The sequence below is a fragment of the Curtobacterium sp. Curtsp22 genome (assembly GCF_059492135.1).
Window position 1 is genome coordinate 2472880 of record NZ_CP168519.1, and the last position, 26325, is coordinate 2499204.

The 26325-nt window shown below is 73.1% G+C and carries 27 protein-coding genes and 1 pseudogene; 7 read left to right on the forward strand and 21 right to left on the reverse strand.

The genetic code is table 11. The annotated features are described in order from the left end of the window. Window positions 1-9: 9 nt before the first annotated feature. Window positions 10-216 carry a hypothetical protein gene (locus ACEN8D_RS11955; protein ID WP_413399393.1) on the reverse strand — a complete coding sequence of 69 codons (207 nt, stop codon included), beginning with the start codon at window positions 214-216 and terminating at the stop codon, window positions 10-12. Next, window positions 213-1085, reverse strand: coding sequence for a helix-turn-helix domain-containing protein (locus ACEN8D_RS11960; protein WP_309887332.1), 873 nt, complete (start codon window positions 1083-1085; stop codon window positions 213-215). The genes ACEN8D_RS11955 and ACEN8D_RS11960 overlap by 4 nt, the downstream gene beginning before the upstream one ends. 87 nt (window positions 1086-1172) lie before the next feature. Between ACEN8D_RS11960 and ACEN8D_RS11965 the strand changes: the two genes are divergently transcribed. Beyond that, window positions 1173-2057 carry an aldo/keto reductase gene (locus ACEN8D_RS11965; protein ID WP_309887333.1) on the forward strand — a complete coding sequence of 295 codons (885 nt, stop codon included), beginning with the start codon at window positions 1173-1175 and terminating at the stop codon, window positions 2055-2057. A gap of 78 nt (window positions 2058-2135) precedes the next feature. Here the strand turns inward: ACEN8D_RS11965 and ACEN8D_RS11970 are convergent, their stop codons facing one another. Both ACEN8D_RS11970 and ACEN8D_RS11975 read right to left on the reverse strand, forming a co-directional pair. Next, entirely contained in the window at window positions 2136-3014 is an 879-nt protein-coding gene (locus ACEN8D_RS11970; RefSeq protein ID WP_413399977.1) for a helix-turn-helix transcriptional regulator, read from the reverse strand. 82 nt (window positions 3015-3096) lie between these two features. Then, window positions 3097-4248, reverse strand: a complete 1152-nt coding sequence (locus tag ACEN8D_RS11975) for a PQQ-dependent sugar dehydrogenase (RefSeq protein ID WP_309887335.1) — start codon at window positions 4246-4248, stop codon at window positions 3097-3099. Window positions 4249-4378: 130 nt separating this feature from the next. Between ACEN8D_RS11975 and ACEN8D_RS11980 the strand changes: the two genes are divergently transcribed. Both ACEN8D_RS11980 and ACEN8D_RS11985 read left to right on the forward strand, forming a co-directional pair. Continuing rightward, the gene (locus ACEN8D_RS11980) at window positions 4379-5614 is read left to right on the forward strand and encodes a multidrug effflux MFS transporter (protein WP_495601020.1); all 1236 of its coding nucleotides are present in this window, start codon (window positions 4379-4381) and stop codon (window positions 5612-5614) included. Continuing rightward, a complete protein-coding gene (locus ACEN8D_RS11985; RefSeq protein ID WP_413400170.1) occupies window positions 5611-6276 on the forward strand; it encodes an SDR family NAD(P)-dependent oxidoreductase in 666 nt (221 codons plus the stop codon). Before ACEN8D_RS11980 ends, ACEN8D_RS11985 begins: the two co-directional genes overlap by 4 nt. 62 nt (window positions 6277-6338) lie before the next feature. Here ACEN8D_RS11985 and ACEN8D_RS11990 read toward each other — a convergent pair whose 3' ends face one another. From ACEN8D_RS11990 to ACEN8D_RS12010, 5 genes are all read right to left on the reverse strand, one after another. Continuing rightward, entirely contained in the window at window positions 6339-7136 is a 798-nt protein-coding gene (locus ACEN8D_RS11990) for an SGNH/GDSL hydrolase family protein (RefSeq protein ID WP_070417540.1), read from the reverse strand. Window positions 7137-7267: 131 nt separating this feature from the next. Then, window positions 7268-10105 (reverse strand): FtsX-like permease family protein, encoded by a 2838-nt coding sequence (locus ACEN8D_RS11995; RefSeq protein WP_495601021.1) that lies wholly within the window; start codon window positions 10103-10105, stop codon window positions 7268-7270. Next, window positions 10102-10833 carry an ABC transporter ATP-binding protein gene (locus ACEN8D_RS12000; RefSeq protein ID WP_413400270.1) on the reverse strand — a complete coding sequence of 244 codons (732 nt, stop codon included), beginning with the start codon at window positions 10831-10833 and terminating at the stop codon, window positions 10102-10104. Before ACEN8D_RS12000 ends, ACEN8D_RS11995 begins: the two co-directional genes overlap by 4 nt. After that, a complete protein-coding gene (locus ACEN8D_RS12005) occupies window positions 10830-11408 on the reverse strand; it encodes a PadR family transcriptional regulator (RefSeq protein ID WP_309777544.1) in 579 nt (192 codons plus the stop codon). Before ACEN8D_RS12005 ends, ACEN8D_RS12000 begins: the two co-directional genes overlap by 4 nt. 133 nt (window positions 11409-11541) lie before the next feature. Next, a complete protein-coding gene (locus ACEN8D_RS12010; protein ID WP_070417544.1) occupies window positions 11542-12423 on the reverse strand; it encodes an aldo/keto reductase in 882 nt (293 codons plus the stop codon). Between the two features lie 86 nt (window positions 12424-12509). On the opposite strand from ACEN8D_RS12010, the gene ACEN8D_RS12015 reads away from it, so the two are divergent. Next, on the forward strand, window positions 12510-13430 hold the full coding sequence (locus ACEN8D_RS12015) for an endonuclease/exonuclease/phosphatase family protein (RefSeq protein WP_413461915.1): 921 nt from the start codon (window positions 12510-12512) through the stop codon (window positions 13428-13430). Window positions 13431-13532: 102 nt separating this feature from the next. On the opposite strand, the gene ACEN8D_RS12020 is transcribed toward ACEN8D_RS12015, so the two are convergent. The 4 genes from ACEN8D_RS12020 to ACEN8D_RS12035 are packed head-to-tail and all read right to left on the reverse strand — an operon-like array spanning window position 13533 to window position 16514. Further along, the gene (locus ACEN8D_RS12020; protein ID WP_413399070.1) at window positions 13533-14114 is read right to left on the reverse strand and encodes a YdeI/OmpD-associated family protein; all 582 of its coding nucleotides are present in this window, start codon (window positions 14112-14114) and stop codon (window positions 13533-13535) included. A gap of 44 nt (window positions 14115-14158) precedes the next feature. Beyond that, complete coding sequence (locus ACEN8D_RS12025) at window positions 14159-15697, reverse strand: FAD-binding oxidoreductase (RefSeq protein WP_413399069.1); 1539 nt, start codon at window positions 15695-15697, stop codon at window positions 14159-14161. Continuing rightward, a complete protein-coding gene (locus ACEN8D_RS12030; protein ID WP_413399068.1) occupies window positions 15694-15930 on the reverse strand; it encodes a hypothetical protein in 237 nt (78 codons plus the stop codon). Before ACEN8D_RS12030 ends, ACEN8D_RS12025 begins: the two co-directional genes overlap by 4 nt. Then, window positions 15927-16514 carry a thioesterase family protein gene (locus tag ACEN8D_RS12035; protein WP_413399067.1) on the reverse strand — a complete coding sequence of 196 codons (588 nt, stop codon included), beginning with the start codon at window positions 16512-16514 and terminating at the stop codon, window positions 15927-15929. The genes ACEN8D_RS12030 and ACEN8D_RS12035 overlap by 4 nt, the downstream gene beginning before the upstream one ends. A 130-nt stretch (window positions 16515-16644) precedes the next feature. Here ACEN8D_RS12035 and ACEN8D_RS12040 point away from each other — a divergent pair, with 130 nt between their 5' ends. Continuing rightward, window positions 16645-17631 (forward strand): aldo/keto reductase, encoded by a 987-nt coding sequence (locus tag ACEN8D_RS12040; protein WP_413399066.1) that lies wholly within the window; start codon window positions 16645-16647, stop codon window positions 17629-17631. A gap of 220 nt (window positions 17632-17851) precedes the next feature. On the opposite strand, the gene uraH is transcribed toward ACEN8D_RS12040, so the two are convergent. The 4 genes and pseudogenes from uraH to ACEN8D_RS12060 form a co-directional block, all read right to left on the reverse strand. Beyond that, on the reverse strand, window positions 17852-18190 hold the full coding sequence (uraH, locus tag ACEN8D_RS12045; RefSeq protein ID WP_413399071.1) for a hydroxyisourate hydrolase: 339 nt from the start codon (window positions 18188-18190) through the stop codon (window positions 17852-17854). Then, window positions 18191-18649: pseudogene (gene uraD, locus ACEN8D_RS12050) on the reverse strand (2-oxo-4-hydroxy-4-carboxy-5-ureidoimidazoline decarboxylase); the annotation flags it as partial. Window positions 18650-18872: 223 nt separating this feature from the next. After that, window positions 18873-19355 (reverse strand): FBP domain-containing protein, encoded by a 483-nt coding sequence (locus tag ACEN8D_RS12055; protein ID WP_309886495.1) that lies wholly within the window; start codon window positions 19353-19355, stop codon window positions 18873-18875. Window positions 19356-19535: 180 nt separating this feature from the next. After that, the gene (locus ACEN8D_RS12060; RefSeq protein WP_495601022.1) at window positions 19536-20273 is read right to left on the reverse strand and encodes a class I SAM-dependent methyltransferase; all 738 of its coding nucleotides are present in this window, start codon (window positions 20271-20273) and stop codon (window positions 19536-19538) included. 38 nt (window positions 20274-20311) lie between these two features. On the opposite strand from ACEN8D_RS12060, the gene ACEN8D_RS12065 reads away from it, so the two are divergent. Further along, window positions 20312-20548 carry a hypothetical protein gene (locus ACEN8D_RS12065; protein ID WP_413399064.1) on the forward strand — a complete coding sequence of 79 codons (237 nt, stop codon included), beginning with the start codon at window positions 20312-20314 and terminating at the stop codon, window positions 20546-20548. A gap of 18 nt (window positions 20549-20566) precedes the next feature. Here ACEN8D_RS12065 and ACEN8D_RS12070 read toward each other — a convergent pair whose 3' ends face one another. The 3 genes from ACEN8D_RS12070 to ACEN8D_RS12080 all read right to left on the reverse strand — a co-directional run bounded on the left by ACEN8D_RS12070 (window position 20567) and on the right by ACEN8D_RS12080 (window position 23969). After that, window positions 20567-21472, reverse strand: a complete 906-nt coding sequence (locus tag ACEN8D_RS12070) for a helix-turn-helix transcriptional regulator (RefSeq protein WP_070417554.1) — start codon at window positions 21470-21472, stop codon at window positions 20567-20569. Between the two features lie 164 nt (window positions 21473-21636). Then, window positions 21637-22896: a hemolysin family protein gene (locus ACEN8D_RS12075; protein ID WP_261645911.1), complete on the reverse strand. Its 1260-nt coding sequence runs from the start codon at window positions 22894-22896 to the stop codon at window positions 21637-21639. Window positions 22897-22979: 83 nt separating this feature from the next. After that, window positions 22980-23969 carry a M23 family metallopeptidase gene (locus ACEN8D_RS12080; protein ID WP_495601023.1) on the reverse strand — a complete coding sequence of 330 codons (990 nt, stop codon included), beginning with the start codon at window positions 23967-23969 and terminating at the stop codon, window positions 22980-22982. A 162-nt stretch (window positions 23970-24131) separates the two neighbouring features. On the opposite strand from ACEN8D_RS12080, the gene ACEN8D_RS12085 reads away from it, so the two are divergent. Then, a complete protein-coding gene (locus tag ACEN8D_RS12085) occupies window positions 24132-24626 on the forward strand; it encodes a hypothetical protein (protein ID WP_070417557.1) in 495 nt (164 codons plus the stop codon). 3 nt (window positions 24627-24629) lie between these two features. Here ACEN8D_RS12085 and ACEN8D_RS12090 read toward each other — a convergent pair whose 3' ends face one another. After that, the gene (locus ACEN8D_RS12090) at window positions 24630-26321 is read right to left on the reverse strand and encodes a cation:proton antiporter (RefSeq protein ID WP_413399451.1); all 1692 of its coding nucleotides are present in this window, start codon (window positions 26319-26321) and stop codon (window positions 24630-24632) included. Between the last annotated feature and the right edge of the window lie 4 nt (window positions 26322-26325).

The following is a 26325-nucleotide window of genomic DNA, read 5'->3' on the forward strand; positions in this document are numbered from 1 at the left end:
CACGGGCGGTCACGGACGCCGCCGGAAGAGCTCCGCGAGGTGCCACGGACCCGGTGCGAGGCGCACTGCAGCCTCGGCGCGGATGCGCTCCTCGCGCGCGCGGTCGCGCGTGAGTTCCTCGATCTCGCGCTCGGCGCGCAGCCGGAACCGCACCCGTTCGAGGAACGTCAGGGGCTCCGCGGGGCGGGTGGTCCGGATCGAGTCGGTCTCGCTCATGCGTCCTCCGTCTCCGGGACGGCGGCGACGGTGGTCGCCGCCAGGTTGGCGAGGAGCTGCAGGCGCTCCTCGGACGGCGAACCGGGCTCGACGCTGTAGACGACGAAGGTCAGACCGGTGTCCGTGACGAGCTCCATCGTCTCGTACGTCAGGTCGAGGTCGCCGACCTCGGGGTGGTGCACGCGCTTGATGCCGGACCGGTGCCGCATCACGTCGTGCGCGGCCCAGCGCTGGCGGAACTCCTCGCTGCGGGTGGAGAGCTCCCCGATGAGGTCCGTCAGCCCGCGGTCGTACGGGGACCGGGCCGCTTCGGCACGGAGCACGGCGACCATGTCCCCGGTCACGCTGTCCCAGTCGCGCCAGAACTCGCGACCACGGGGGTCGAGGAAGGCGAAGCGCGCGGTGTTCGGGGTACCGGACGGGTCGAGGAAGAGCGGTGCGTAGACCGCACGGGCGAGAGCGTTGCCGGCCAGGAAGTCCGACCGGCCGTTCCGCACCCACGCGGGAGCGGTCATCGAGTCGAGCACCCGCTGCACGTTCGGCCGGACCTTCGACGTCGGGGTCTTCCGACGCGTCGTCGCCGAGGCGTTCTGCGCACGGGCGAGGTCGAACAGGTGCGCGTGCTCGGCGTCGTCGAGCCGGAGCGCCCGGGACAGGGATCCGAGGACGCTCTCGGACACCCCGGTGAGGTTCCCCCGCTCGAGGCGGATGTAGTAGTCGACGCTCATGCCCGCGATGAGGGCGAGTTCCTCGCGGCGAAGGCCCTTCACCCGTCGCGCGCCGCCGAAGTCGGGAAGCCCGACCTGCTGCGGCGTGACGCGCTCGCGGCGGGTGCGGAGGAAGTCGCGGACTTCGTCTCTCGTGTCCATGTCCTCCACGGTAGGTCCGATCGACGGGTCGGAGCAGGGGCTGCTGGTACCCGTCAGGTCGGTCCGGGCGGTCGTAGCGTCGTGGACATGGACACACTCACCCTCAACAACGGACTCGAGATCCCCGCGATCGGGTTCGGCGTCTTCCAGAGCGCGCCGGCCGACACGGTCGACGCCGTGCGCACCGCGCTCGAGACCGGGTACCGCCACATCGACACCGCCGCCGCGTACGGCAACGAGCGCGAGGTCGGCGAGGGCATCCGCGCCTCCGGTGTCGACCGCGACGAGATCGTCGTCGAGACGAAGATCTGGGTCTCCGACTACGGCCTCGACGAGACCCTGCACGCGTTCGACAAGGCGACCGGCAAGCTCGGCTTCGACCACGTCGACGTCCTGATCCTGCACCAGCCCGCACCCGACCGCTTCGAGCGGACCATCGCGGCGTACCGGGCGCTCGAGCGGCTGTACGCCGAGGGCCGTGTCGGCGCGATCGGCGTGAGCAACTTCATGCCGCACCACCTCCGGTCGCTCCTCGACGCCACGGACGTGATCCCGGCGCTCAACCAGGTCGAGCTGCACCCGTACTTCACGCAGCCGGACGTGCAGCGCGCCGACGCCGAGCACGGCATCCTCGACCAGGCGTGGTCGCCGATCGGTGGCATCACCTTCTACCCGGGCTGGGGCGACGAGCGGGTCAGCGTGCTCGACGACTGGACGATCCGGACCATCGGCGAGGCGCACGGCAAGACCCCGGCGCAGGTGATGCTCCGGTGGCACGTGCAGCAGGGCCGCAACGCGATCCCGAAGTCAACGAACCCCGGGCGCATCGCCGAGAACTTCGACGTGTTCGACTTCGTGCTCTCCGACGACGAACTCGCAGCGCTCGACGCCCTCGACACCGGTCGTCGCGGCGGGCCGGACCCGGACGGGACCGACACGAGCCGCTTCGAACGGGTGATCCCGGAGGCCTGACGCGACCCGGTGGGGCCTGGAGGCGCGGTGCGGGCCGGCACCGCGCCTCCAGTCCCGCAGGCGGTCGCGACCACCGCGTCAGGCGCGCTCGCGCGCACGCTCCACGATGCGCTCCGTCGCCGCCCACGAGGCGAGCAGCCGCAGCGCGTCCGCCGTCGGGCTCCCGGGCGTCGCCGGGTAGATCGTCAGCGCGAGCCCCGGGTCCTCGGTGAGCTCGAGCGTCTGGAAGTGCAGCTCGAGCGGACCGACCACCGCGTGCCGGAACGACTTCACCCCCGCGTAGTGCCGCCGGACGTCGTGCGCCGCCCAGAGCGTGCGGAAGTCGTCGCTCCGCATCGAGAGCTCGCCGATCAGCGCCGCGAGCCCGGGGTCGTTCGGCGTCCGCCCGGCCTCGCGCCGGAGGATCGCGACGTTCGTGTGCGCCGCGCGCTGCCAGTCGAGGTAGAAGTTCCGTGCCTGCGGGTCGAGGAAGATGAACCGCGAGAAGTTGCAGGGCCGTGCGCTCGCCGCGACGAGGTCCGAGTGCATCGCCCAGCCGAGCGTGTTCGCGGCGACGATGTCCTGTCGGTTGTTCACGATCATCGCGGGGGCGTCGGCGATGGCGTCGAGCAGGTACTGGAGCTCCGGGCGCACTGCCGCCACCGGTGTGACCGCGGCGGCACGGCGGGGCGTGGCGTTCTGGTGGCGGGCGAGGTCGCGCAGGTGCTCGTGCTCGGCCGGGTCGAGGTGGAGCGCGCCCGCGATGGCGTCGAGCACGCTGTCCGAGACGCCCTGCAGGTTCCCGCGTTCGAGCCGGGTGTAGTAGTCGATGCTCACGCCGGCCAGCCGGGCGACCTCCTCGCGGCGCAGCCCGGTGACGCGGCGGCGGGTGCCGAACGTCTCGACGCCGGCCTGCTCCGGTGTGATGCGGGCGCGGCGACCGGAGAGGAAGTCGCGGGCTTCGTCGCGGTGGTACATGCCGGTCACGGTACTTCGGCTGGGCGGGGGCGAGTGAGGTGCTGCCGGAACCCCCGTGCTGGTCGGGGTCCGTCGCTCGGGCTCAGCTCGTCGCGAGCGGCACCGACACGATCCGGTCGTCGCCGTCCGTCGGGTCGCCACGCCCGTCGGTGTTGTTCGTGACGAACCACAGGGCACCCTCGGGACCCTCGAGCACCGTGCGGATGCGGCCGAAGTCCCCCGCGAAGTACTCGGTCGACGTCGAGGGGGCGTCAGCCGGCACAGCCCTGACGACCTCGCCCTGGAGGTTCGCGATGAACACGGTGTCGTCGATCACCGCCAGGCCGCTCGGCGAGGCGTCGTCGGTGGCCCACTGCTGCACGGGGTCGACGAAGCCCTTGCTCGTGCCGCCGGTGCCCTCGACCTCCGGCCAGCCGTAGTCCCGGCCCTTCTCGATGACGTTGAGCTCGTCCCAGGTGTCCTGCCCGAACTCCGACGCGAACATCGTGCCGTCGGCCGTCCACCCCATGCCCTGCACGTTCCGGTGGCCGAGGCTCCACACCGGGGACCCGGGGAACGGGTTGCCGCCGGGGACCTGGCCGTCCGGGGTCAGCCGCAGGATCTTGCCCGCGAGCGAGTCCCGGTCCTGCGCGTCCGAACCGGTACCGGCGTCGCCGACGCTCGCGTAGAGCATGCCGTCCGGGCCGAACGCGATCCGCCCGCCGTTGTGGAAGCTGTTCGACGGCAGCCCGTCGATCACGGTCGTGGCGTCCCCGAGCGCGTAGGACCCGGCGCTCCCGGACAGCTCGTAGCGCTGGATGCGGTTGCCGTCGTCGCCCGTCGAGTACACGAACAGGTCGCCCTCGTGCAGCGCGAGTCCGAGCAGGCCGCCCTCACCGCCGTGCCGGACGCCCGCGATCGTGCCGACCTCGCGCGTCTTCCCGGCGCCGGTCAGTTCGAGCACCGTCGCCGAGTCCCGCTCGCTGATCAGGGCGTCGCCGTCGTCACCGGTGCGGACCACCGACCACGGGGCGTCCAGTCCGGTGGCGATGTCGGTCGTCTCGCCCCCGGGCTCGAGCTGTCCGGCGGCGCTCGCCGCGGGGGTGGTGGCGCTCGACGAGGGGCTGCTCGTGGCGGTCGCCCGACCCTCGAGCGTGCGGGCATCGTCGTCGGTGCAGGCCGCGAGGACGAGGGCCGCGGCGGCGAAGGCGCCGAGGGCGGACAGGGTGCGGCGGGTGCGAGCGGTGGTGTGCACGGTGGTCCTCCCGGGTCGTGGGTCGATTGCACACGCGGCGGTCGGGAATCCCCTGGGTGACGGGGGTTGCGGTGGAACCCCTGTCGGCAGGGACTCCCACCAGCGCACCGACCAGCCGTTCGATGGGTCCGTGCCCGCCACCGTGACCCCGCCCGCTCCCCCGACCGCCCGCGCCGTGCCCACGGCCCTCGTCGCCGCCGTCGTGTTCCTCACCGCGGTCGCGCCGCTCGCGACCGACATGTACGTCACCGCGTTCCCGACCGTCGAGGCCGAGTTCCGCACGAGCGCCTCCGCCGTGCAGCTGACCCTCACGACGTTCTTCGCGGGCATGGGCCTCGGGCAGCTCGTCGGCGGACCGTTCTCCGACCAGCGCGGGCGCCGCCTGCCACTGCTCGCCGGCACGCTGCTCGTCGTCGCGGCCTCGGTCGTGTGCGCGCTCGCCCCGTCGATCGGCGTGCTCACGGCGGCGCGCCTCGTGCAGGGGTTCGCGGGCGGGTGGGTGATGGTGATCGCCCGGTCGGTGGTCGTCGACCTCGCCCACGGCGCCCAGCTCGTCCGCGTCCTCAACGTCGTGATGGGCATCGGCGGGATCGCACCGGTGCTCGGGCCGCTGTTCGGCGCCGCGATCCTGGGGTTCGGTGACTGGCGGACCACGTTCTGGGTCCTCGCCGGCCTCGGGGTGCTCATGTGCGTGACCGCGGCCGTCGTCGTCCCCGAGTCCCTCCCACGGGACCGACGGCACGCCGGTGGCCTGCGCACGTTCCGGCTCGCGGCGCGGCAGGTCCTCGGCGATCGACGGTTCGTCGGCTACGTCGTCACCGCGTGTGCTGCGTTCGTCGGGGTGTTCGCGTACGTCGCGACCTCGCCGTTCGTGCTGCAGACCATGAACGGACTGTCGCCGACGGCGTACGCGATCGACTTCGCGGCGAACGCGGGCGCGATGACGATCGCGTCCCTCGTGGCCGCCCGACTCGCCGGCCGGGTGTCCACGAGACGCATCATCCTCGTCGGACAGGCCTGCATGGGCGTCGCCGGCGCAGGCATGCTCATCGGCGCGATCTGGTTCGGGATGCCGCTGATCGTGGCCCTGATCGGCTTCTTCGTGCTCATGATCGGCAACGGGCTGGTCGTCACGAACGGTGGGGCCCTCGCATCGTCCGCCGTCCCCGCACACCCCGGGACGAGCTCAGCCGTGCTCGGTCTGGTTCAGTGGACGACGGCCGGCGTGACCGCTCCGATCGCGGGACTCGGCGGCTCGGACACCACCGTCCCGATGGCCGTCCTCGTCCTCGGTGGCGCGCTCGTGTCGCTCTGGGGACTGCTCGTCCTCGCACGACCCCACACCACCGGAAGGACCACCTCATGACCACCATCGCCATCGTCGGAGCCGGCAAGGGCCTCGGCCTCGCCGTCGCCGAGCGCTTCGCCCGCGAGGGCTTCTCGATCGCCCTGCTCTCCCGCAACCAGGACCGCCTGGACTCCCTCACCGCCGGCCTCCGGGAGCATGGGTACACCGCCGCCGGCTTCGCCGCGAACGTCCGCGACGGGGACTCCCTCCGCGGCGCTCTCGAGCGTGCGACCGAGCAGCTCGGGCCGATCGAGGTGCTGCAGTACAGCCCGCTGCCTGCCAAGGAGTACATGCGCCCGGTGCTCGAGACCACGGCTGAGGACCTGGTCGGCCCGATCGAGTTCTCGGTCTACGGCTCGGTCAACGCCGTCCGCCAGGTGCTGCCCGGCATGCGCGCGATCGGGCGCGGCACGATCCTGTTCGTGAACGGCGGGAGCGCGGTGCGCCCGGGTGCTCGGGTCACCGGCACGTCCGTGGCGTTCGCGGGAGAGAGCGCCTACGCGCAGCTGCTGCACGACGCCGTCCGTGACGAGGACGTCCACGTCGGCCAGCTCATCATCCCGTTCGGCATCGACGACGGGCAGCCCGAGCACTCCGGTGCGTCGATCGCGGACCGCCTGTGGGCGATCCACACCGAGCGCGGTGCGTTCCGGACGTACGCCGAGCCGCTGCCCGAGTGACCGACTGACGGACGGGAGCGCGCCCGACCCGTGCCTCCCGTCCGCCCCTGGTCGCGTCGCGATCAGCGAGCGGCTCGCGTGATCGCCGTCGCCATCACGCGCGCGACGACGACGTTCGTCGCCGCGTCGCCGTGGATGCCGTCCGCCGACGCACCCCGGACCCACGCGCCATCCGCCTGCCGGAACCCGGCGAACGGGTCGACGTACGACCAGCCGTGCTCCGCCGCGTCGCGCTCCAGCGCCCGGCTGAGGACGAGCTGTCCCGCGCGGCGGTCGGCGCCCCACTGGCTCCAGGTCCAGTTCGACGGCGGGCCGGAGACGACGAGGACGTGCCGCGCACCGACCTTCCGGACGACGGCGTCCACGTTCGCGATCGTCGTCGCGGTCGGGATCGCCTGGTTCACGTCGTTCGTGCCGAGCTCGACGACGAGGACGTCCGCGTCCGGCACGGGGCCGATCTCGTGGAGGACCTCGTCGGACCGGTACCCGCTGTGCGCGTAGCCGCCGACGGCGTGGAACCGGGTGTCCGGCACGAGGTCGTGGAGCCAGGAGTCCGGCCGTGCCGTGATGGAGTCGCCCGCGTACGCGAAGGTGACCGCGCCGGATCGGTCGCCGGAGCCGAGCGCCCCGGTCACGGCGTCGTCCGGTGTGGCGGCACGGACAGCTGTTCCGCCGGCTGCGGCTCGGGTGTCCGCACGTTCGACCGGCGCGGCGGAGGCGCGACCCACGGACGGGGCGCGCTCGGCTGCGGCGGTGCTCGCCGACACGACGGCCGTGCCGACGACGAGGGATCCGCCGGCGACGAGGCAGGCGGCGGTGACGATGCTCGCGACGAGGGCGAGACGACGGGTGCGGGACACGACATCAGGTATCCCCCGGATCGGCCTGCCGTACCAGTCCCCAGACCTGGGGAACCGCGCCGCTGGCTGTGGGTCTTCGCGGCCGTTCCCAGCCGGCCGCCCCGGTCGGGTCCGGGACCCGCCGCGTCCGGTCACGGTGTGCGCCGCAGTGCCACGCGGTGGCGGCGGCCCGCGAAGACCCACGTCCCCGCGGTGACGAGCAGCGGCAGCCCGAGCCCGAGGAGGGCGAGCACGGGCCAGTCCGCCACGAACGGCAGGTGCGTGGTGCCGGCTGGTCCCGCCGAGAAGCGGAGGGTGAGCGCCCGGATGGGCAGCAGCCCGAGCAGCGTGCCGATCACCGCACCGACGGTCGTCAGGATCGCGGCCTGCCACGCGGACACCCGGCGACGGAGCACGGGTGCCGCACCGACCGCGTCGAGGACCTCGTCGTCGCGTCGGCCGTCCGAGCGGGCCAGCCCGATGGCGACGGCGGTCGCGCCGATCGTCACCGCCGCGGCGAGGGCGAGGACGATCGCCTTGACGATGCCCTGCGCGTCGACCGGACCGGCCTCGTACTGGAAGTACGGGCCGCCCCACCGTTCGCGGTCCTCGCCGCCGAGGCTCTGCCACGCCGAGGTCAGCTCGTCGGACTGTGCCGGGGTCAGGTCCGCGGACTGCTCCGTGACGAGCATGCCGTCCACCGCCGGGACCCGGTACCGCTCGGCGGTCTCGCGGGTCATGAAGACGCCGACCTGGATGCGGGGGGTCTGCACGTCGAGCACCGCGGGGATCGTCGTCGTGGCGTCCGGACGGGTCTTGGCCGTGATCGCGGGGCTGTTCGACGTCTGGTCGCGGAACGCGTCGATCCGGACCTGGCCGTCGTGCGCGTACTCCGGCCACAGGGCGACGGCGCGGCCCGAGGTGAGGGCGTCGCGCACGGTGGCGGACGGACGGTGTCCGGTGAGGACCGCGTAGTCGTCCACCGTGCCGGTCCAGATCTTCGGCGCGGAGGTGTCCTGCGACTCCAGGTAGCGCGAGCACGACGTGGTGTCGTTCGCGCGGCAGTCCGTCCGCCCCCACGAGTGCAGGAGCGAGAGCGTCGACGGCTGGTCGCCGGCGACGTCGGGCGCGACGCCGAGCACACGCACCTGGTCGTGGTCGAGGACACCGGAGACGATCTTCGCCGCCTTCGCCGTGACGGAGGCGTCGTAGCCGCCATCGCTGCCGTCCTCGTTCGAGAGCCAGACGTCGGCCGTCGCGACGCCCACGGCGGTGCGGTACTCGTAGTCGCGGACGAACTGCGCGTGCTCGGACGCACTCCACGTGATCGCCACCGAGGCCACGAACACGACGCTCATCACGCTCGCGAGCACCGGCACGGTCCGCACCGGGTTGCGCCGGGCGTCGCGGGCGGCGATGCGGGCGGAGAGCCCGAGCCGCGTCGCGGTCCGGGAGACGAGGGCGAGCAACCACGGCGACGACATCGCGACCCCGAGCTGCATGAGGCACGGGCCGATCGCGACGCCGGCGCCGACGATCCAGGCGAGGTGGTCCTGCTGCACCGGGCGGTCGTTGAGCAGCAGCACGCCCGCACCGCACGCCAGGGTCATCACGGTGCCCGCGACGACGAGCACCGGTGCCCAGATCCGGCGGCGGCGCTCGGCGCGCGGGTTCACCGCCGCGGGCCGGAGCGAGCCGCGCAGTGCGGCGAGGACGTTCACCCGCGTGGCCGCACGGGCCGCGACGAGCGCCGACACGAGCCCGGCGAGGACGGCGGCGGCACCGATCGACAGGACCAGGCCGACCGGGACGTGCAGCCCGGGCCACGAGCCCACGTTGCCGTTGTCGGCCAGGTGGAACGCGAGCACGCCGACCCCCGTGCCGAGCGCGACCCCGAGGACGGCGCCGGTGAGCCCGAGCACCAGCCCGGAGCCGGCGACGATCGACCGGACGAAGCGTCGGTCCCCGCCGACGCTCGTGACGATCGCGTACGAGCGGGTGTCCGCCCGGGTCCCGACGAGGAACGCGGCGCCGGCGAGCAGGGCCACCTCGAACATCGCGAAGACGCCGAGCAGCGCCATCGCCCCGAGGAACCAGCCGATCGGGCTGCTGAGCCCGGCGCCGTGCAACCGCTCGTCGGGCGGGTCGAGCACGACGGGACGCGACTGCACGGTGATCCCGTGGGCGTTGAGCGCGCGGATCTCGGACCACGTCGGGGCGTCCGAGGCCAGGTACACGGTGACGTCGAACGGCGCCGCGGCCGTGCCGGTCGTCGGCTGCGTGGTGCCCCACGGCACGAAGACGCCCTGCACGCCCGGGTCGGACGCGGCGTCGCGCATGGTGCCCGTGATCGTGAAGCGCTTCGTCACCGGGCCGGTCAGGTCGACCGTGTCGCCGATCGACGCGCCGAGACGTTCGAGCGTCGCCGGGGTGACCATGAGCTCGTCACGGCTGGTCGGTACGGCGCCGTCGAGCACGTGCCAGTGCCCGTCGAGGACCCGCGACCAGACCGCTCCCTCGACCGCCTGGATCCCGATCGGCCCCTTCGGCCCGGTCAGCACGATCTGCGCCGAGGTGACCGGGATCGACACGGCACCGGCGGGCACGTGGTCGAGGACGTCGGCGAACCGGGCCTCGCCGTCGGACTCCGCGACCGGGCTGTCCTTCGCGGACTCGGTGTACTGCCACTGCACGGGGTCCTGCCGCATGCCCGGGAGGTCCGGGCCGACGACCTGCATCTGCGCTGCCGCGTGCCCGAGGTCGTACCGGAGGCTCTCCGCCTGGGTCGGCTGCGTCGACTGCACGACGACCGACACCGCGGCGAACCCGGCGGTCGGGATGCCGATGAGGGCGACGATCAGCGCCGCGCGGCCGGCCTTCGCGAACGCCAGCCGGCGGCCCAGCCGGAGCGCCGGTCGCAGCGCGAAGCGCGTGCGGCGGTCACGCCCCGCGCGGGCCCCGGCGTCGGCGCGTCGCCGACGCGCGTTCACGAGGCGGTCCGGTCCGTGAGCGCCATCTCGACGCCCGAGTACACGGTCTCGTCCACGACGCGGCCGTCGCGGAGGAACACGATCCGGTCCGCCCAGGCCGCGTGCCGGGCGTCGTGGGTCACGAGCAGCGCGCCCGCCCCGGAGTCGACGTGCCGGCGCAGCATGCGGAGCACGACCTCGCCGGTCTGCGAGTCGAGGGCACCGGTCGGCTCGTCGGCGAGTACCAGCCGGCGCTCGCCGACGATCCCGCGCGCGATCGCGACCCGCTGCTGCTGGCCACCGGACAGGTCGTCCGGGAAGGCGTCGGCGCGGTGCCCGAGCTCGACGTTCTCGAGCGCGAGTTCGGCTGCGCGCCGGGCACGGCTCGCCTTCCAGCCGTCGAGCTCGAGCGGCAGCGCCACGTTCTCGACCGCGGTCAGCGACGGGATGAGGTTGAAGTCCTGGAACACGAACCCGACGAGACGCCGACGCAGGGCGGCGAGGTCCTTGGCCGGCCGGTCGGACACGAAGTCGCCGTCGATGACGACCTCGCCGCTGGTCGGCGGCAGGAGCGTGCCCGCGCAGGCGAGCAGCGTCGACTTGCCCGAGCCCGAGGTCCCCATCACGGCGACCATCTCGCCGCGGGCGATGCGCAGGTCGATGCCGGCGAGGGCGGTGACGGCCTTCGCGCCGGAGCCGTACTGCACGCTCACGGCGTCGAGTTCGAGGAGCGGGGCGGCGGCGTTCACCGGGCGCTCCGCACGGTGGCGTCGGACGACTCGGCAGCGACCGTCGAGTCCGGTGTCGGGGACGGTCGGTGGCGCGCGACGCTCGACTCCACGTGGTCGAGCCAGCGGACGTCGGCCTCGGCCTGGAAGAGCATCGACTCGAGCACGAGCGACCAGGCCAGGTCGTCAGCCGGGTCCGAGGAGCGCTTCAGGCGGGTCAGGTCCTGCAGGTTCCGCACGGCGGCGGCGCGCTGGACCTGCACGAGGCGCGGCACGTCGACGCCGGGCACCGTCACCGCGAGGGCGAACTTGATCGCGAGCTCGTCACGACCGCGCTTCGGCGGGACCGGCTCGCTGAACCAGCGTGCGACCTCCTCGTGACCCGCGTCGGTTGCCGTGTAGACGACGTGTCCGTCGTCGTCGGCGTCACCGCGGGCCACGAGGCCGTCGCGTTCCAGGCGGTCGAGCGTCGTGTAGACCTGGCCGATGTTCAGCGGCCAGCTGCCCCCGGTCCGGTGCTCGAACTCCCCCCGGAGCTGGTACCCGTAGCCGGGCCCGGCCACCAGCAGCGCGAGTACGCCCATCCGTACGCTCATGACGTCTTCCCCCTCGTTCCGTCCGCTTGGACATACCGAGTATGCACATACCGCGTATGCGAGCGCAACCCCATGACGGACTAGAGGCGCGGTGCCAGCTGGCACCGCGCCTCCGGTCCGTCACCGCGTCGCGTCAGTGACCCAGCTTCGACAGCTCCTCGAACTCGTCGTCGGTCAGCTCGACCGTCGCGCCCGCGAGGTTGTCCTCGAGGTGGGCGACGCTCGACGTGCCGGGGATCGGCAGCACCACGGGCGAGCGCTTGAGCAGCCAGGCCAGGGCGAGCTGGGCCGGGGTGGCACCCTTGCGCTCGGCGATCTCGGTCAGCGGGGAGTCGCTGCCGGTGAGACCGCCGGTCGCGAGCGGGAACCACGGGATGAAGCCGATGCCCTGCTCGGTCGACCAGTCGAGGAGTTCCTCGGCGTCGCGCTTCTGCAGGTTGTACAGGTTCTGGACGGAGACGATCGTGGCGATCTCCTGCGCAGCCTTCACCTCGTCGACCGACACCTCGGACAGGCCGATGTGGCGGATCTTGCCCTCGTCCTGCAGCTTCTTCAGCTCGCCGACCTGGTCCTCGAGCGGGACCTTCGGGTCGATGCGGTGGAGCTGGAACAGGTCGATGCGCTCGAGGCCGAGGCGGCGGAGGCTCATCTCGGCCTCCTGGCGCAGGTACTCCGGGCGGCCGACCGGCGGCCACTCGTTCGGCCCGGTGCGGGTGAGACCGGCCTTCGTCGCGATGACGATGTCGTCGCCGTAGGGGTGCAGTGCCTCGCGGAGCAGGTCCTCGGCGACGTAGGGGCCGTAGGAGTCGGCGGTGTCGAAGAAGTCCACGCCGAGCTCGACGGCGCGCTTGAGGACGCGGATCGCCTCGTCGTGGTCCTTCGGGGGTCCCCAGACGCCGGGGCCGGTGAGCTGCATGGTGCCGTAGCCGAGGCGGTGGACCTCGAGGTCACCACCGATGCGGAAGGTGCCGGAGGCGGCGGCCGGACGGTTCGTGGTGTCGGTGCCAGTGGTCATGTCCCCGGTCTACGCCTGCTTCGTTGCAGGTCTGGTGAACCGGTGTCCCCCGGGATCTGTCAGAAGCGGTTCCTATGCTCCTCGGCGTGCCCCTCCGCTCCCGCAGACGGAGTCCCGGCCGCTCGTTCGTCATCGGTGTCGTCGGGATCGCGTTGCTCGCCGGGATCGTCGTCCTCCTCGTCCCCGCCGTCCTGGGCGTCCTCGGGAGCTCGGGGTCCGTGATCGGCTCGCTGCTGCCGTGGCTCGCGCTCCTGCTCGTCCCCGTCGCCGGTGCGGCACTCGGCACCCGGTCGAAGCGGCTCGCCGTGCTGTCCCTCGCCTTCGCCGCCGCGTGGGCCGTCGCGGTCCTGCCCGGCGTGCTCGCTCCCGGCACCTCGGGCTCGCCGCAGTTGACGGTCGTCACCGAGAACATCGAGGCCGACAACCCCGACCCGGCCGCCACCGCGAGGTCGATCGCGGCGCGCGATCCGGACGTCATCGCGCTCGAGGAGCTCACCCAGACCTCGGGCACGGCGGTCGCGGGCGTGCTCGACGAGCGGTACCTGCACCACTACCGGGTCGGGTCGATCGGGGTGTGGAGCCGGACGACCCTGCGCGACGGCGAACCCCTCACGCTCGGTCTGGGCTGGGCCCGGGCGCTCCGGGTGACGGTGGACACCGGGGTCGGCGACGTTCGGCTGTACGTCGTGCACATGGACTCACTGCGACCGGGTGGCGAGGACGGTCGGCCGCGGATGCTGGCGTCGCTCACCGAGGCGGTCCGCGACGACGGATCGGAGCGGCTCGTCGTCGCCGGGGACTTCAACGGCGGTTCGGCCGACCCGGAGATGCTCCCGCTGACCCGGATGCTCGACGAGGGCGGCGGGTTCGGGGCGACCTGGCCGGCGCAGTTGCCCGTCGTGCGGATCGACCACCTCTTCACCCGGGGGCTCGGGGCGACGTCGACCGAGGTCCTGCCCGCGAACGGCAGCGACCACCGGGGCGTGCTCGTCGGCCTGCGGCGCTGACGGCGGGCGCCGGCGCCGGCGTGGGTGCGTCGAACCACGTTTCCGACGTCGAACCAGCCCGCGCGCCTGGTTCGACGTCGTCTTCGTGGTTCGACGCGGCCGTCAGGGCTTGCGCGGGTACGGGGTCTCGCCCCGCTCGAGCCCGCCGACGAGCTTCGCGAGCCGGTTCGCCCGAGCCGTCGCACTCGGCGCGGTCGTGATCCGGTGGAGCACGGCGTACCGGTTCGTGGCGTCGAGCTCGGCGAACAATGCTGCGGCCGCGGGAGCGGCGTCGAGCGCTGCCCGCAGGTCGTCGGGCACGGTGGCCGTCGCGGCACCGGCGTAGGCGCGGTCCCACCGGCCGTCGCCCTTCGCGCGCTCGACCTCGTCCCGGCCCCGGTCGCGCATGCGCCCCGCGGACTCGAGGGTGGCGACGAGTCCGATGTTCCGCTGCGACCAGATCGACGCCTTGCGCCGCGGAGTGAACCGCTGGCGGAAGGTCGTGTTGTCCCGCCCGCGCTTCTGGCCGTCGATCCACCCGGAGCAGAGCGCTTCGTCGAGGGCCTGGTCGTAGGTCAGCGTCGTCGGCTCCGTGGTGCCCTTCTTGGCGAGGACGAGCCACACGCCGTCAGGGTCGTCCTCGTGCGCGCCGAGCCAGGCGCGCCAGGCAGCGGCGTCGGGGAGTACCAGGTCGTCCGCGTCCATGCGGTCATCGTAGGGCGGCCCACCGTCGTCCGGAGGGCCACCGCTCACACCCAGTTCGGCTGCGCCAGCACCCCGTCCGGGTCCACCTGCTCGGCGATCCGGTGCAGCCGCGAGGTGTTCACGTCGAAGTAGTCCGCCGGGTCCGTGATCGCCGCGTCGCAGTAGTTCGCGTACGCCGCGTCACCCCACGCCGGCCGCATCGCCTTCCGGAACCCCCGGACGTAGGCGTCGAAGGGTGCCGGGTCCGATCCGTCCGCGAACACGGCGGTGTACTGCACGGTCATGAGCGCCGACCGCCACGGGAACGCGGTGTCGGTCCGTCCGACGTCGGAGACGACACCGCCGAGGGCGTCGAGCGCGACCCCGCCCTCGAGGTTCCCCGCCACGTCACCGGCGGCCTCGGCGTGGGCGACGAGCACGTCGATCTGGTCGTCGGACAGTTTCACCGATCCGATCGAGGACGTCGCCGCCTCGGACACCCGCTGTGGCTTCCCCGCCAACGCGGACATCGCGGCACCGTAGGTGAGCTGTCGCGCGTTGTGGGCGAGCGGCTTCGCTCCGGTGGCGGCGATGAAACCGTCGACGGTGGTGTCAGCGCCGGTCTTCGAACCCGTCCACACACCCGTCACAGTGACCGTCGGGGCGGTGTGCCGGCTCCCGTTCAGCAGCTTGAGCGTCGACCACAGCTCCGGGTCGGCGGTGGGCGCCCAGTCCTGCCAGGCGCGCACGACCGCCGCGGCGGCCGACCACGCGAAGGTGATCGAGAAGAGCAGGACGCCGGGTGCGGCCTGGGTCCGGTACGTCAGTGCGGTGACGACGCCGACGGTCCCACCGCCCCCGCCGCGGCAGGCCCAGAACAGGTCGGGCTCGGCGGTCGCGGAGACCTCGTGCACACTGCCGTCCGGCGTGACGACGGTCGCACCGGTGAGCTGGTCGCACGTCAGCCCGAAGGAGCGGACGAGCACACCGACCCCGCCGCCGAGCGTCAGGCCGCCGATCCCGACCGTGGGGCAGGAGCCGGCGCCGATCGCCCGTCCGGCGGCGGCGAGCGTGGCGTAGACGTCGCCGAGCTGGGCACCGGGACCGATCGTCACGGTGCCGTCGTCGTGCACGTCGATGCCGTCGAGGTCCTGCGTGCTGATCACCAGCGACCGCGGGACGTCGGTGCCGCTCGCGCCGCCCGCCGACCAGCCCGTGTACGAGTGCCCGCCGGAACGGAGCGCCACCGGCGTGTTCGTGTTCCGGGCGAAGGCCAGCCCGGCCTGGACGTCCGCGGTGCCGGCCGCGCGCAGGATGCCCTGCGGGTCGGCGTCGTCGTACCGGGGGTTCTCGACGAGCCGGGCGCTGTTCCATCCGTTCGACCCGGAGCGCAGCAGCCGTCCGGAGACCGCGGCGGCGAGGGCGTCCCACGAGTCGGGGCCGCCCGGTGTCGGTGACGCGGTCTGGGTCCCGGTGGGGCCGGACGTACTCGTGGCCGACGGGGACGGGGACGGCGCCGGTCGGCTGCACGCGGCGAGCACCCCGGCGATCCCGAGTCCGACTCCCCCGGCGAGCACCGCACGCCTGGTGGCGGGACCGGTCACGGTCCGGAGACCCCGCCGCCGGCGCCGGTGATGCCCGGGTGCGCGGCCTTCGACAGCCCCTCGGTCACCGAGTGCGCGGCCTCGGCGTCCGCTCGCGCCTGTGCCCCGAGCCGCGGGTCGGCCGGTCCGAGGTGCGCGAGGCACTTCGCTCGTCGGTGGTTCTGCACCTCGAGCACGGTGATGACGGCGGCGATCAGCACCGCGACGCCGATCACGATCCACACGATGGTCATGACGTCCCCTCTCGTCCCGGGGTCTCGGACCCCGTGCCCGCGAGCGTACCCGAGCTGCTGATCCGGGTGGCCCCGGCCCACTCGTGCACCCACTCCGGCACCGACAGGTCTCTATCGGACGCGCCCGCGGCCTCGAGCAGCTCCGACGGGGACACCGTCCCGCCGGTGCGCAGCAGGAACCGCGCCTGCACCACGGCCCGTGCCACCACGGTCCCGCGGCGGACGAACGTCTGCTCCAGGTAGGCCGCGCGGTCGTCCATCCCGAGCACCCGGGTCACGAGTTCGAACCGCTGGCCGAGCGTCAACGACCGCTTGTAGGTGATCGTCTGCGCCGACACGACCGGGTACCAGCCGCGCTCGGCGATCGCACCCCAGAACCCCGAGCGCAGCATGAGGTCGAGCCGCCCGAGGTCGAGCATCGACAGGTACTTCCCGTTGTTCACGTGCCGCAGCGGGTCGAGGTCGGTCAGGGTCACCCGGAACGGCGTGCGGACCTCGTCCCAGAGCGTCGGTCGTCGTCCGCCGATCGCGGGGCGGAGCCGAACGCGCAACTGGAGCAGGAACAGCCGGAAGTACAGGTTCACGCCACGATCACACCAGGGTCGGGCCACGAACGTGCGGAACCTTGGAGGAACCGCACGAACCGGCATTCCCGGCTGACGGGTCCGGTCAGTGCCTCCCTCCAACCGAGGGACCCGGAGTAGACCTGCACCCATGCAGACACGCAAGCTCGCAGACCTCGAGGTCGGCCCCGTCGGCCTCGGCACCATGGGCATGAGCGCCTTCTACACGGGCGCCGGCACCGACGACGACGAGTCGATCCGCACCATCCACCGTGCGATCGACCTCGGCGTCACCCTGTTCGACACCGCCGAGGCGTACGGCCCCTACACGAACGAGGACCTGCTCCGCCGGGCCCTCGGAGACCGCCGCGACGACGTCGTCATCGCGACGAAGTTCGGCCTCATCACGCACACCGCCGGCGAGGAGACGCCCGCCACGGGCCGCGGCATCAGCTCCGCACCGGAGTCCGTGCGCGAGGCGCTCGAGGGCTCGCTCCGCCGCCTCGGCACCGACCACATCGACCTGTACTACCAGCACCGCGTCGACCCGGCCGTCCCGATCGAGGACGTCATCGGGCAGCTCGCCGGCTTCGTGCAGGAGGGCAAGATCCGCCACATCGGGCTCTCCGAGGCGAGCGCCGCGACGATCCGGAAGGCCCACGCGGTCCACCCGATCACGGCGCTGCAGAGCGAGTACTCGCTGTGGACCCGGGACCCCGAGGGCGACGTGCTCGACACCCTCCGCGAGCTCGGCATCGGCCTCGTGCCGTACTCGCCGCTCGGCCGCGGGTTCCTGACGGGAGCGATCACGAAGCCGTCCGACCTGGACGCCGACGACTTCCGCCTGGCGAACCCGCGCTTCCAGGAGGAGGCCTTCGCCGAGAACATGCGCATCGTCGACGCCGTCAAGGAGATCGCGACCGAGGTCGGCGGGACCCCGGCCCAGGTGGCGCTGGCGTGGCTGCTCGCGCAGGGCGACGACGTCGTGCCGATCCCCGGCACGAAGCGGGTCTCGCGACTCGAGGAGAACGTCGGCGCAGCCGACCTCACCCTGACCGCGGACCAGATCGCGCGCCTGTCGGCGCTGCCGGTGCCGACGGGTGACCGCTACCCCAACATGTCGACCATCGGTCGGTAGACGGGACCGGATGACGGCCTGGAGGCGCGGTGCCAGCTGGCACCGCGCCTCCAGGCCGTCTCGGCGTGCGTCCAGTGCGTCAGTCCGGTGACGGACGCGACCCACGCCCGACAGCCCGGCTCCGCGAGCGGGCGGACATGCGCCGTTCGCCATGGGAGCCGTGCGTATTTCGCCCGCTCGCGCGCTGCGGGGGCGGACACATGCCCCGCGCGGCATGGGATCAGCTGCCTCGGTAGGTGCTGTAGGCGAACGGGCTGAGCAGGAGCGGCACGTGGAGGTGCTCGGTCCCGCGCACGGTGAAGGCCACGACGACGAACGGGTGGAACGTCGGTACGCCGGCGGCGCGGTGGTACGCGCCGGTGTCGAAGCGCAGCTGGAGGTCGCCTCGTCGCAGGACGTCCGGCCCGAGGGCAGCGCGCCCGTCGGTGTCGGTCGTACCGGTCGCGAGGACGTCGCCGTCGACGGTGCTCAGCACCAGGCCCACCCCCGCGGCCGGTGTGCCCCGGGTCGCATCGAGGACGTGCGTGGTCAGTTGGGCGACGGCGAAGGTCGCGCGGATGCGGTGCAGTGCGATGTCCGCGAGGGCACCGGCGGCCTCGGCGACCTCCACGTCGGGATCGTTGCCGAGCCGCCGTCGGAGTTCGGCGAGGAGCTCCTCGGGCGTCCGGCCGGCCGCGCGCACGAGGAACACCCGGCCGAACCGCCGCTCGTACTCGGCGTTCCCCGCGGCGATCGCCCGGGCGACGTCATCGTCCGCGGTGCGCATGGCCGACTGCTCCCGGGCTGACGAGGCATCGCTGCCGCGCTCACCGATCCGCGGGTGCTGCGCGAGGGCGGCGTCGAGCTCGGCGGCGCCCCACCCACGTGCCTCGGCGGCGGCACGTTCCAGGAGCGCGGCGACGGAGCCGTACGGCCGTCCGGCGGCGAGTGCGTCGGCCCAGGCCGGAACGGCCGCCCACCCGGTGGCCGTGGCGACCGCGTCGGAGACGGTCGCGTCGTCGAGATCGCCGATGTCCATGCCGCCACGCTACGGAACGCCCGTTTCACGGGGGTTACGCCGTGGTTACCCGCGCGACGTGACCCACGGTCCCGGAACGGTCGCCGCTGTTGGACGGTCGCCGCTGTGGGACGGGAGGCGCGGGTCGGGCCCGCACCGCGCCTCCCGAACCGCAGGTGCGCACCTCGACGACGTCTGCGCGCGCTGCACGCCGCGCACTCGTCGTCCCCGTGCGCACTCGCGGCTAGACCTCCGCGGCGAAGGACGCCGCGCGGAGCTGCAGGTCCTCGATCCGCTGCAGCCGTGCGGCCTCGACGTCGTAGCCCTCGTACGCGAGCGGCGGCGTCCGCCGGACGTTGCGCGAGCACTGGAAGTCCTGGCAGACGAGCGTGCCGACGGTGTTGCCGTTGCGACCCGCCGTGCCGGACCGCTTCGCGCTGTAGAACACGACGTCGTTGGGGAGCTTCACGTCCTGGCACCACGAGCACTGCGCCCGGGCACGGGGCGAGGCCTCGGCCTGCCGGAACAGGATGCCGACGAGGTCGCCCTCGAGGGTCGGCACGACGGCGTACGCGCGCCGGGCGAGCTTCGGGTCGCGCCAGCCGAGGTAGTCGAGCGCGTCCCAGTCGACGGTCTCGAAGTCGGCGGGCAGGGTGAGGTCGCCGGTCTCCTTGCGGGACGCGTTGACGAAGGACGTGCGGATGGTCTTCTCGCTGATGGGCAGCATGGTGGTTCGCTCTCGGACGGGCCCGGGGCACGCGGACGCATGCCGCACCGGGCGGAGGGTTCAGGGTTCGATGACGGCGGCCGCACCGAACGGTGCGACCGGGGGCATCACGCCCTGATGTCGGCGAAACGGGCGCCGACCACCTCCTGGAAGCTCACCCGACCAGCCTACGTCGACGTGTCAAGCCGGGCGCGGCTGCGCGGTGAGGAGGACGAGCGAGCCCTCGAACGTCGGCTGCGTGCGGAGCGCGCCGTGGGCTCGGTCCCACTCGCCGGACTCGAGGGCCGTGCGGAGCGCGGCGACGGACCGCCGCGCGGTCATCTCGTCGACGGAGCTCCACGCCGCGTCCGCCCGTCGTGCGCCCGGGTCGAGGAGGCGCTCCGGCCGCGCGTAGTACGCCTCGGAGAACCCGTCGACGCACGTGAACGGGATCGGCAGGCGCGTGGTCGTGACCTCGTCGTCGGCGAGGGCCGCCGCGATCCGGGCGAGCGCGGGGTACCGCCGGGCCTCGGTTGCCAGGACCTCGGGGGCGTACTCGGCGAGCCAGAAGTCCTCGACACGGTCGGGGTCGCACGTCAGGATCACGATCGGGCCCCGCGTCACCCGGCGCAGCTCGGCCAGCCCACGCTCGAGGTCGCCCCACTCGTGCACGGAGAAGGTCGTCATCGCGGCGTCGAACGTGTCGTCGGCGAACGGCAGGTCCTCGGCGGTGGCGTCGATCGCGGTCACCTCGCGGTCGGTGGGCTCGTAGGACCCGGCGCCGGCGCCGGCGCCCACGTCGAGGACCGTCCGGGCGTCGCCGAGGGCCTTCGCGATCGCCCGGGCGAAGGACGGCTCCGGCCGACGGTACTTGCGGTGGTCCTGACCGATGCGGGCGGAGTCGGCGTCCCCCGCTGAACCGTCCGTCGTCCTCGTCACGGCCCCAGCCTACGGACCGGGCCTGTTACGGTCGGGCCATGGTCTCCGGGGGATTCGCCGTCGTCAGTGTCCTGTACATCGCGTTCGTCGTGGCGCTCGCCGTGCTGACGGTCGCGCTCATCGTGCTCGTGTTCGCGGCGATCCGCGTGCTGCGGCTGTCCACGACGGAGCGGCAGCTGCGCATCGAGCGGCTGCGGTACGACGCCGCCGTCGACGGCATCGAGGACGGTGGCGCCAGCCCCGACGAGACGGGTCCCGCGACCCCCACCGTCTGACGCCCGTCGCGCGGGAGGTCAGTCGACCGACTCGGTCTCCGACTCGCGCAGCGCCGCGTAGTGCTCCGCACGCTCGGTCGCAGCCCACGAACCGAGGAGCGCCAGGGACCGCTCGGACTCGCTGCCGGGTTCGGCCGAGTACGAGAACATCACCAGGCCCGGGTCCGCGACGAGTTCCAGCGCCTCGTAGTCGAGCCGGAGCTCACCGACGATGGGGTGCACGAGCCGCTTCTTGCCGGTGCGGTGCATCCGGACGTCGTGGGCGGCCCACCACGTGCGGAACTCCTCGCTCCGGGTCGACAGCTCGCCGACGAGGGTCACGAGTCCGGGCTCGCACGGGTTCGAGACCGCGGCCGCACGGAGGATCGCCACCGCGTCCCGAGCGGTCTGCGCCCAGTCCGCGAAGAACTCCTTCGCCGCGGGGTCGAGGAACGTGAAGCGCGCGGTGTTCACCGGGCGACCGGGGCCCGCGAACATCGGCGCGTACAGCGCGCGACCGAGCTCGTTCGTCGCGACCACGTCACCGCGCTCGTTCCGCACCCAGGCGGGCGCTCCCGTGATCGAGTCGAGCAGCCGCTGCACGCCGGGGCGCACGCGGGTCGGGACGTTGCGGTGCATGACCTTCACGCCGGCGTTCGCCAGGCGGGCGAGGTCCCACAGGTGCACGCGCTCGTCCTCGTCGAGCTGCAGCGCACCGGCGAGCCCCTCGAGCACGCTGTCCGAGACGCCCTTCAGCGAACCCCGTTCGAGCCGCGTGTAGTAGTCGACGCTGACCCCGGCGAGCATGGCGACCTCGTGCCGACGCAGTCCCGGCACCCGTCGGACACCGCCGCCGAACGACGGCATGCCGACCTGCTCGGGGGTGAGCCGCGCCCGCCTCGAGGACAGGAAGTCGCGGATCTCGTTGCGCACGTCGATACCCATGCGACGAGCGTACGTCCCGTGGCTGGTACCGCGGCAGGCCCTGCCCGTACCCGGGACGGGACGGACGGGAGGCGCGGGGCGGGTCCGCACCGTCCTCCCTCGCAGGCTCGGTCGGCGCGCCCCGCGCAACGCTCCGCGTTGCCGCCGAGCGGGGCGCGCCCGCGTCAGGCGGTGACGTCGGCCGTGATGCGGACGCGCGCCACGCGGTGACCGTCCATGGCGGTCACCTCGAGCCGGTGGCCGCCGACCTCGACGACGTCCCCGACCTCGGGCACGCGGTCCAGCGCCACCTGCACCAGGCCGCCCACCGTCTCGTAGTCGCCGTCGGGGAGGGCCGGGCCGCCGTCGGCCACGAGGTCCTCGAGCACGGTCGCTCCGTCGACGCCGTCGTGCTCGGCCGCGGGCTCGTCGTACTCATCGCGGATGCGTCCGACGAGGTCCTCGAGCAGCGCCTCGAGCGTCACCATGCCCGCGGAGCCGCCGTACTCGTCGACGACCAGGGCGATCTGGTGTCCCTCGGTGCGCATGTCCGCGATCGCACTCGACAGCGACTTCGTCTCGGGCAGCGCGAGCACCGGACGCACGAGGGTGGACACCGGTGCGGTGGGGTCCTCCGGGCGCAGCAGGTCCCGCAGGTGGACGAACCCGTCGACGTGGTCCCGCGTGCCGTCGGTGACGAGGTACCGGGTGTGCCCGAGGTCGATGGCGTGGTCGGTGGCTGCGGCGATCGAGGTGCCCGCGTCGATCGTGGACACGTCGTACCAGGGCCGCATCGACTCGCGGAGGATCCGGTCGCCCGCGTCGAGGGCACTCCGGGCGATCCGGCGTCCCTGGGCGTCGATGGCGTCGTGGTCCTCGACGAGACCGCGGAGCTCCTCGGTGCTCATCGACTCGCTCCGGGCGTTCGGGTCCCCGCCGAGCAGCCGCACGACGGTGTCGGTCGACTTCGAGAGCAGCCAGATCACCGGGCGCATGAGCGTGGCGAACCGGTCGAGCGTCGGGGCGACGGCCATCGAGAAGCCCTCGGCCCGCTGCAGGGCGAGCCGCTTCGGCACGAGCTCGCCGAAGACCAGCGAGAGGTAGGCGATCACGAGGGTCATCAGCACCAGAGCCACCGTCTCGGCAGCACCCTGCTCGAGCCCGAGGCCCGTGAACAGCGGAGCGACGTCCGGAGCGATCGACGATGCGCCGTACGCGGCCGAGAAGAACCCGGCGACGGTCACGCCGATCTGCACGGCGGAGAGGAAGCGGTTCGGGTCGCGGCCGAGCTCGGCGACCCGCATCCCCCGGGACCCTCGGCGCTCGAGCTGCTGCAGCTGGGATTCACGGAGGGAGACGAGGGCGATCTCGGCCGCGGCGAACACGCCACCGACGAGCACGAAGAGGACCACGAGCCCGAAGGCGATCCAGGTGTCGGGTCCCATCAGCGGGCTGCCGGCTCAGATCGGCGACGGGCGGGCGGTCTGTGACAGTCGTCCATGCCTGTGAGCATGCACAGGAAACCTGATCAGGCGGTGAGGGAACGCCCGATGCGCGCTTCGAGCCAGGCTTCCGGGTCGATCGGGGTCTCGCCGTCCATCAGGACCTCGAGGTGGAGGTGCGCCCCGGTCGAGACCCCGGAGGAGCCGACCTTGCCGATGAACTGCCCGGCCTCGACGGTGTCGCCGACCTTCAGCGGCGAGGAGCCGGGGATCATGTGGCCGTAGAGCGTCGAGACCTCGCGCCCGTCGATCACGTGGTCGATGATCACCGCGGTGCCGTACGAGAAGTACGTGCCGGAGACCCGGACGGTCCCCGCGGCCACGGCACCGATCGGCGCGCCCATGCCCGGGTTGAAGTCGAGGCCCTGGTGGAGCGACGAGCAGGCGCCGCACGGAGCCGAGCGGTAGCCGAAGCCCGAGCTCATCCGCACCGGCCCGGGGAACGGCGACCGGACCTCGCCGCCGTAGGACACCGACGTGCCCGGGGCCCCGGCCGAACCGCCGCCGACCGTGAAGCCGTCGCGGTCGAGGGCGGAGGCGGAGATCGCCTGCGTCACGGCGTAGTCCTGCGTGCGGACGGAGGGTGCGAGGGTCGCGGTCGCCATCGAGGTGCCGGCACTGGCGTGCGCGGGCATCGCGGACGCGGCGAACATCGCGAGGGCGGCGAGGGCGCTCGTGAGCGTCACGCGGCTGGCGCGGCGGGACCTGGAGGCGCGGGTCGCCCGGGCGACGGCGGTCACGCCGGGCGCGGGGCGGCGGACGACGCGTTGGATGCGGGCGTCGACGTGCTCGGTCGTCGCACGCGCGGCGGCCGCTCGGCGACCGGTGCGCTCGGGCTTCGGCGCGCGAGGCGGCGCCGGCGTGCGCTCGGGCTTCGGTGCGCGCTCGGGCTTCGGCGTCCGCTCGCGGCGGGCCGGCTTGCGCGCTGCGGCGCGCTCGGCCTCGAGCGCGGCGCGACGGGACAGGTGCACCACCGGGGTGTCCGGGTGCTGGTCGAGTTCGCGTGCAGTCGTCATGGCCGCCCACCATTCTGCACGACTCTGTCGCTTTGTACAGGTCCTTTCGTGATCTCATCGTTACCGAAGTGCTGGGAGGCTGCTGATCCCACAGCCCGCCCCGGCCTCGGAGGCCGCCCGATCAGTAGTGTCCGCAGTGAGCGAGCGGAAAGGACCCTCCACATGGCCCGAACACCGCGCGAGCGGCACGAACCGGTCGACCTGGCGTCGGCGCACGTCGTGCTCGCCGGGACGCAGGAGCTCCTGCCGGTGCTCCGGACCGCTGCCGTCCGGGCCGGGGTCGACGCCGCCCGGATGCGCGTGGTCGGGGTGGACGACCTGCCCGATCCCGAGGAGACCTGGGACGCCGAACTCGCCGTCATCGCGATCCGTCGACCCGGTGACGACCCGGCGTTCCACCGTGCGCACGAAGCCGCCGAGATGATCGACCCGCTGCTCGCGCCGCACGCGGTCCGGATCGTCGTGACGGTCTCGGGGCTGACCCGGCTCGCGCCGAAGGTCGAGCGGACGCTGACGTCCGAGGTGCTCCACCAGATCGGCGCGGCGTCGGCACCGTCCGGGTTCGAGCGGCCGTTCCGGAACTTCCGGATGCGCGTGGGACTCGCGGCCTTGAAGACCGCCGGCGTCCGGGTCTTCCGGGTGCGCATCGGCGAGTGACCGTCACCGTGCGGGAGCGCCCCTGAGCTCGAGGGCGATCTGCTCGGCGTCGAGGTTCTGCAGCATCGACTCGAGCACCTCGGCGTCGAAGCTGCCGTCGTCGCGGGCGTCGAGGATCGCGGCGCGCTGCGCTTCGAGCACCGCCAGGCGCCGGGCCTTCTCGCGCCCCATCCACGCCCGGAGTTCGGCGGGGTCGGCGGCTTCGAGCTCTTCCCGCGCGCGGGGGCCGGCCTCGCTCGTCCCGGGGACCTGCTCCGCCGCTGCCCGCATGAGTTCGAGGAGCCGCTTGCGTTCCTCGGTGTCCTGCGCGGCGGTGTCCGTCGTCGGCGCGGCGATGCGACGGAGGAGCGGCCCGATCGTCCCGCCCTGGACCACGAGCGACAGCAGGGCCACGGCGAACGCGACGAAGACGAGCAGTGACCGCTGGGGCGTGCCCTCGGGGAGCGTCTGGGCCGCCGCGACGGTCACCGCGCCGCGCATCCCCGCCCAGACCACCGCGGTGCCCTCCCGCCAGCCGAGCGGCGCCTTCGTGTAGTACGCGATGTCCGCCAGGGTGCGTCGGACCCGCACCGCGAACCGGTCGAGTTCCCGTTTGGACGGCGCCCGGTTGCCCGGTCGGTGTTCGCGGATCACCTCGCTCATGGCGTCGCGGTCCTGCGCGTGCATCTCCGCGAAGCGGGTCTGCATCCGTTCGCCGCGCTTGGCGCTGGCGGACAGGGCGAGCAGCAGTGGCACGACGTAGGCGGCCCGGACGAGGACGGTGAGCACGAGGGCGCCGACGGCGATGAGGAGCGCCGGCCCGATCCCGGCGTGCTGGTCCTGCACGTCGCCGAGGATCGACGCGAGCTGCAGCCCCATCGTCAGGAACACGGCACCCTCGAGCACGAGCTCGATCGTCTGCCAGTTCTGGGCGTCCGACAGCCGGTGCCCCGGGGGGAGCCTGCGCGGGCCGACGATGCCTGTGAACAGCCCCGCGACGACCGCCGCGACCAGGCCGGACCCCTCGAAGTGCTCGGTCGGGATCGCGGCGACGAACGGCACCGCGAAGGACAGTGCCGTGTTCACCGCGGCGTTCGGCACCCGGGACCGCACCCAGACGTTGAGCCAGCCGACGAACCAGCCGATGACGACGGCGATCGCGACCGCCCGGGCGAAGTCCCCGAGCGCGCCCCAGAACGAGAACGACGCGCCCGCGGCGAAGATCGCGGTGCGGAGCAGCACGAGCGCGGTCGCGTCGTTGAGCAGCGACTCGCCGTCGAGGATCGAGATCGCCCGCCGTGACACCGAGGTCTGCTTGACGATCGAGGTCGCGACGGCGTCGGTGGGGCTGACGATCGCCCCGAGCGCGATGCCCCACCAGAAGCCCAGCCCCGGGACGACCCACGCGAAGAAGAGCCCGAGCACCAGGCTCGACGCGACGACGAGCAAGACCGACAGGCCGCTGATCGCGCCGAACTCCCGCCGGAAGTTCATCGACGGCATCGACACCGCCGCCGAGTACAGCAACGGCGGCAGCACCCCCGCGAGGATCCACTCCGGTTCGATCCGGGCGTGCGGGATCCACGGCACGAGGCTCGCGGCGACCCCCACCGCGACGAGGACGAGCGGCGCGGCGACCCCGATGCGCGGGCCGAGCACGGCGGCGCCCGCGATGGCGACCAGGGCGACCACACCGATGACGAGGAGTTCGTTCACTCCC

Bases quoted from the DNA above. Each gene is read 5' to 3' on its own strand.
- ACEN8D_RS11955 (WP_413399393.1), bottom strand. From the start codon at position 216: ATGAGCGAGACCGACTCGATCCGGACCACCCGCCCCGCGGAGCCCCTG.
- ACEN8D_RS11960 (WP_309887332.1), bottom strand. From the start codon at position 1,085: ATGGACACGAGAGACGAAGTCCGCGACTTCCTCCGCACCCGCCGCGAG.
- ACEN8D_RS11965 (WP_309887333.1), top strand. From the start codon at position 1,173: ATGGACACACTCACCCTCAACAACGGACTCGAGATCCCCGCGATCGGG.
- ACEN8D_RS11970 (WP_413399977.1), bottom strand. From the start codon at position 3,014: ATGTACCACCGCGACGAAGCCCGCGACTTCCTCTCCGGTCGCCGCGCC.
- ACEN8D_RS11985 (WP_413400170.1), top strand. From the start codon at position 5,611: ATGACCACCATCGCCATCGTCGGAGCCGGCAAGGGCCTCGGCCTCGCC.
- ACEN8D_RS12005 (WP_309777544.1), bottom strand. From the start codon at position 11,408: ATGAGCGTACGGATGGGCGTACTCGCGCTGCTGGTGGCCGGGCCCGGC.
- ACEN8D_RS12010 (WP_070417544.1), bottom strand. From the start codon at position 12,423: ATGACCACTGGCACCGACACCACGAACCGTCCGGCCGCCGCCTCCGGC.
- ACEN8D_RS12020 (WP_413399070.1), bottom strand. From the start codon at position 14,114: ATGGACGCGGACGACCTGGTACTCCCCGACGCCGCTGCCTGGCGCGCC.
- ACEN8D_RS12030 (WP_413399068.1), bottom strand. From the start codon at position 15,930: ATGACCATCGTGTGGATCGTGATCGGCGTCGCGGTGCTGATCGCCGCC.
- ACEN8D_RS12040 (WP_413399066.1), top strand. From the start codon at position 16,645: ATGCAGACACGCAAGCTCGCAGACCTCGAGGTCGGCCCCGTCGGCCTC.
- ACEN8D_RS12055 (WP_309886495.1), bottom strand. From the start codon at position 19,355: ATGCTGCCCATCAGCGAGAAGACCATCCGCACGTCCTTCGTCAACGCG.
- ACEN8D_RS12065 (WP_413399064.1), top strand. From the start codon at position 20,312: ATGGTCTCCGGGGGATTCGCCGTCGTCAGTGTCCTGTACATCGCGTTC.
- ACEN8D_RS12070 (WP_070417554.1), bottom strand. From the start codon at position 21,472: ATGGGTATCGACGTGCGCAACGAGATCCGCGACTTCCTGTCCTCGAGG.
- ACEN8D_RS12075 (WP_261645911.1), bottom strand. From the start codon at position 22,896: ATGGGACCCGACACCTGGATCGCCTTCGGGCTCGTGGTCCTCTTCGTG.
- ACEN8D_RS12080 (WP_495601023.1), bottom strand. From the start codon at position 23,969: ATGACGACTGCACGCGAACTCGACCAGCACCCGGACACCCCGGTGGTG.
- ACEN8D_RS12085 (WP_070417557.1), top strand. From the start codon at position 24,132: ATGGCCCGAACACCGCGCGAGCGGCACGAACCGGTCGACCTGGCGTCG.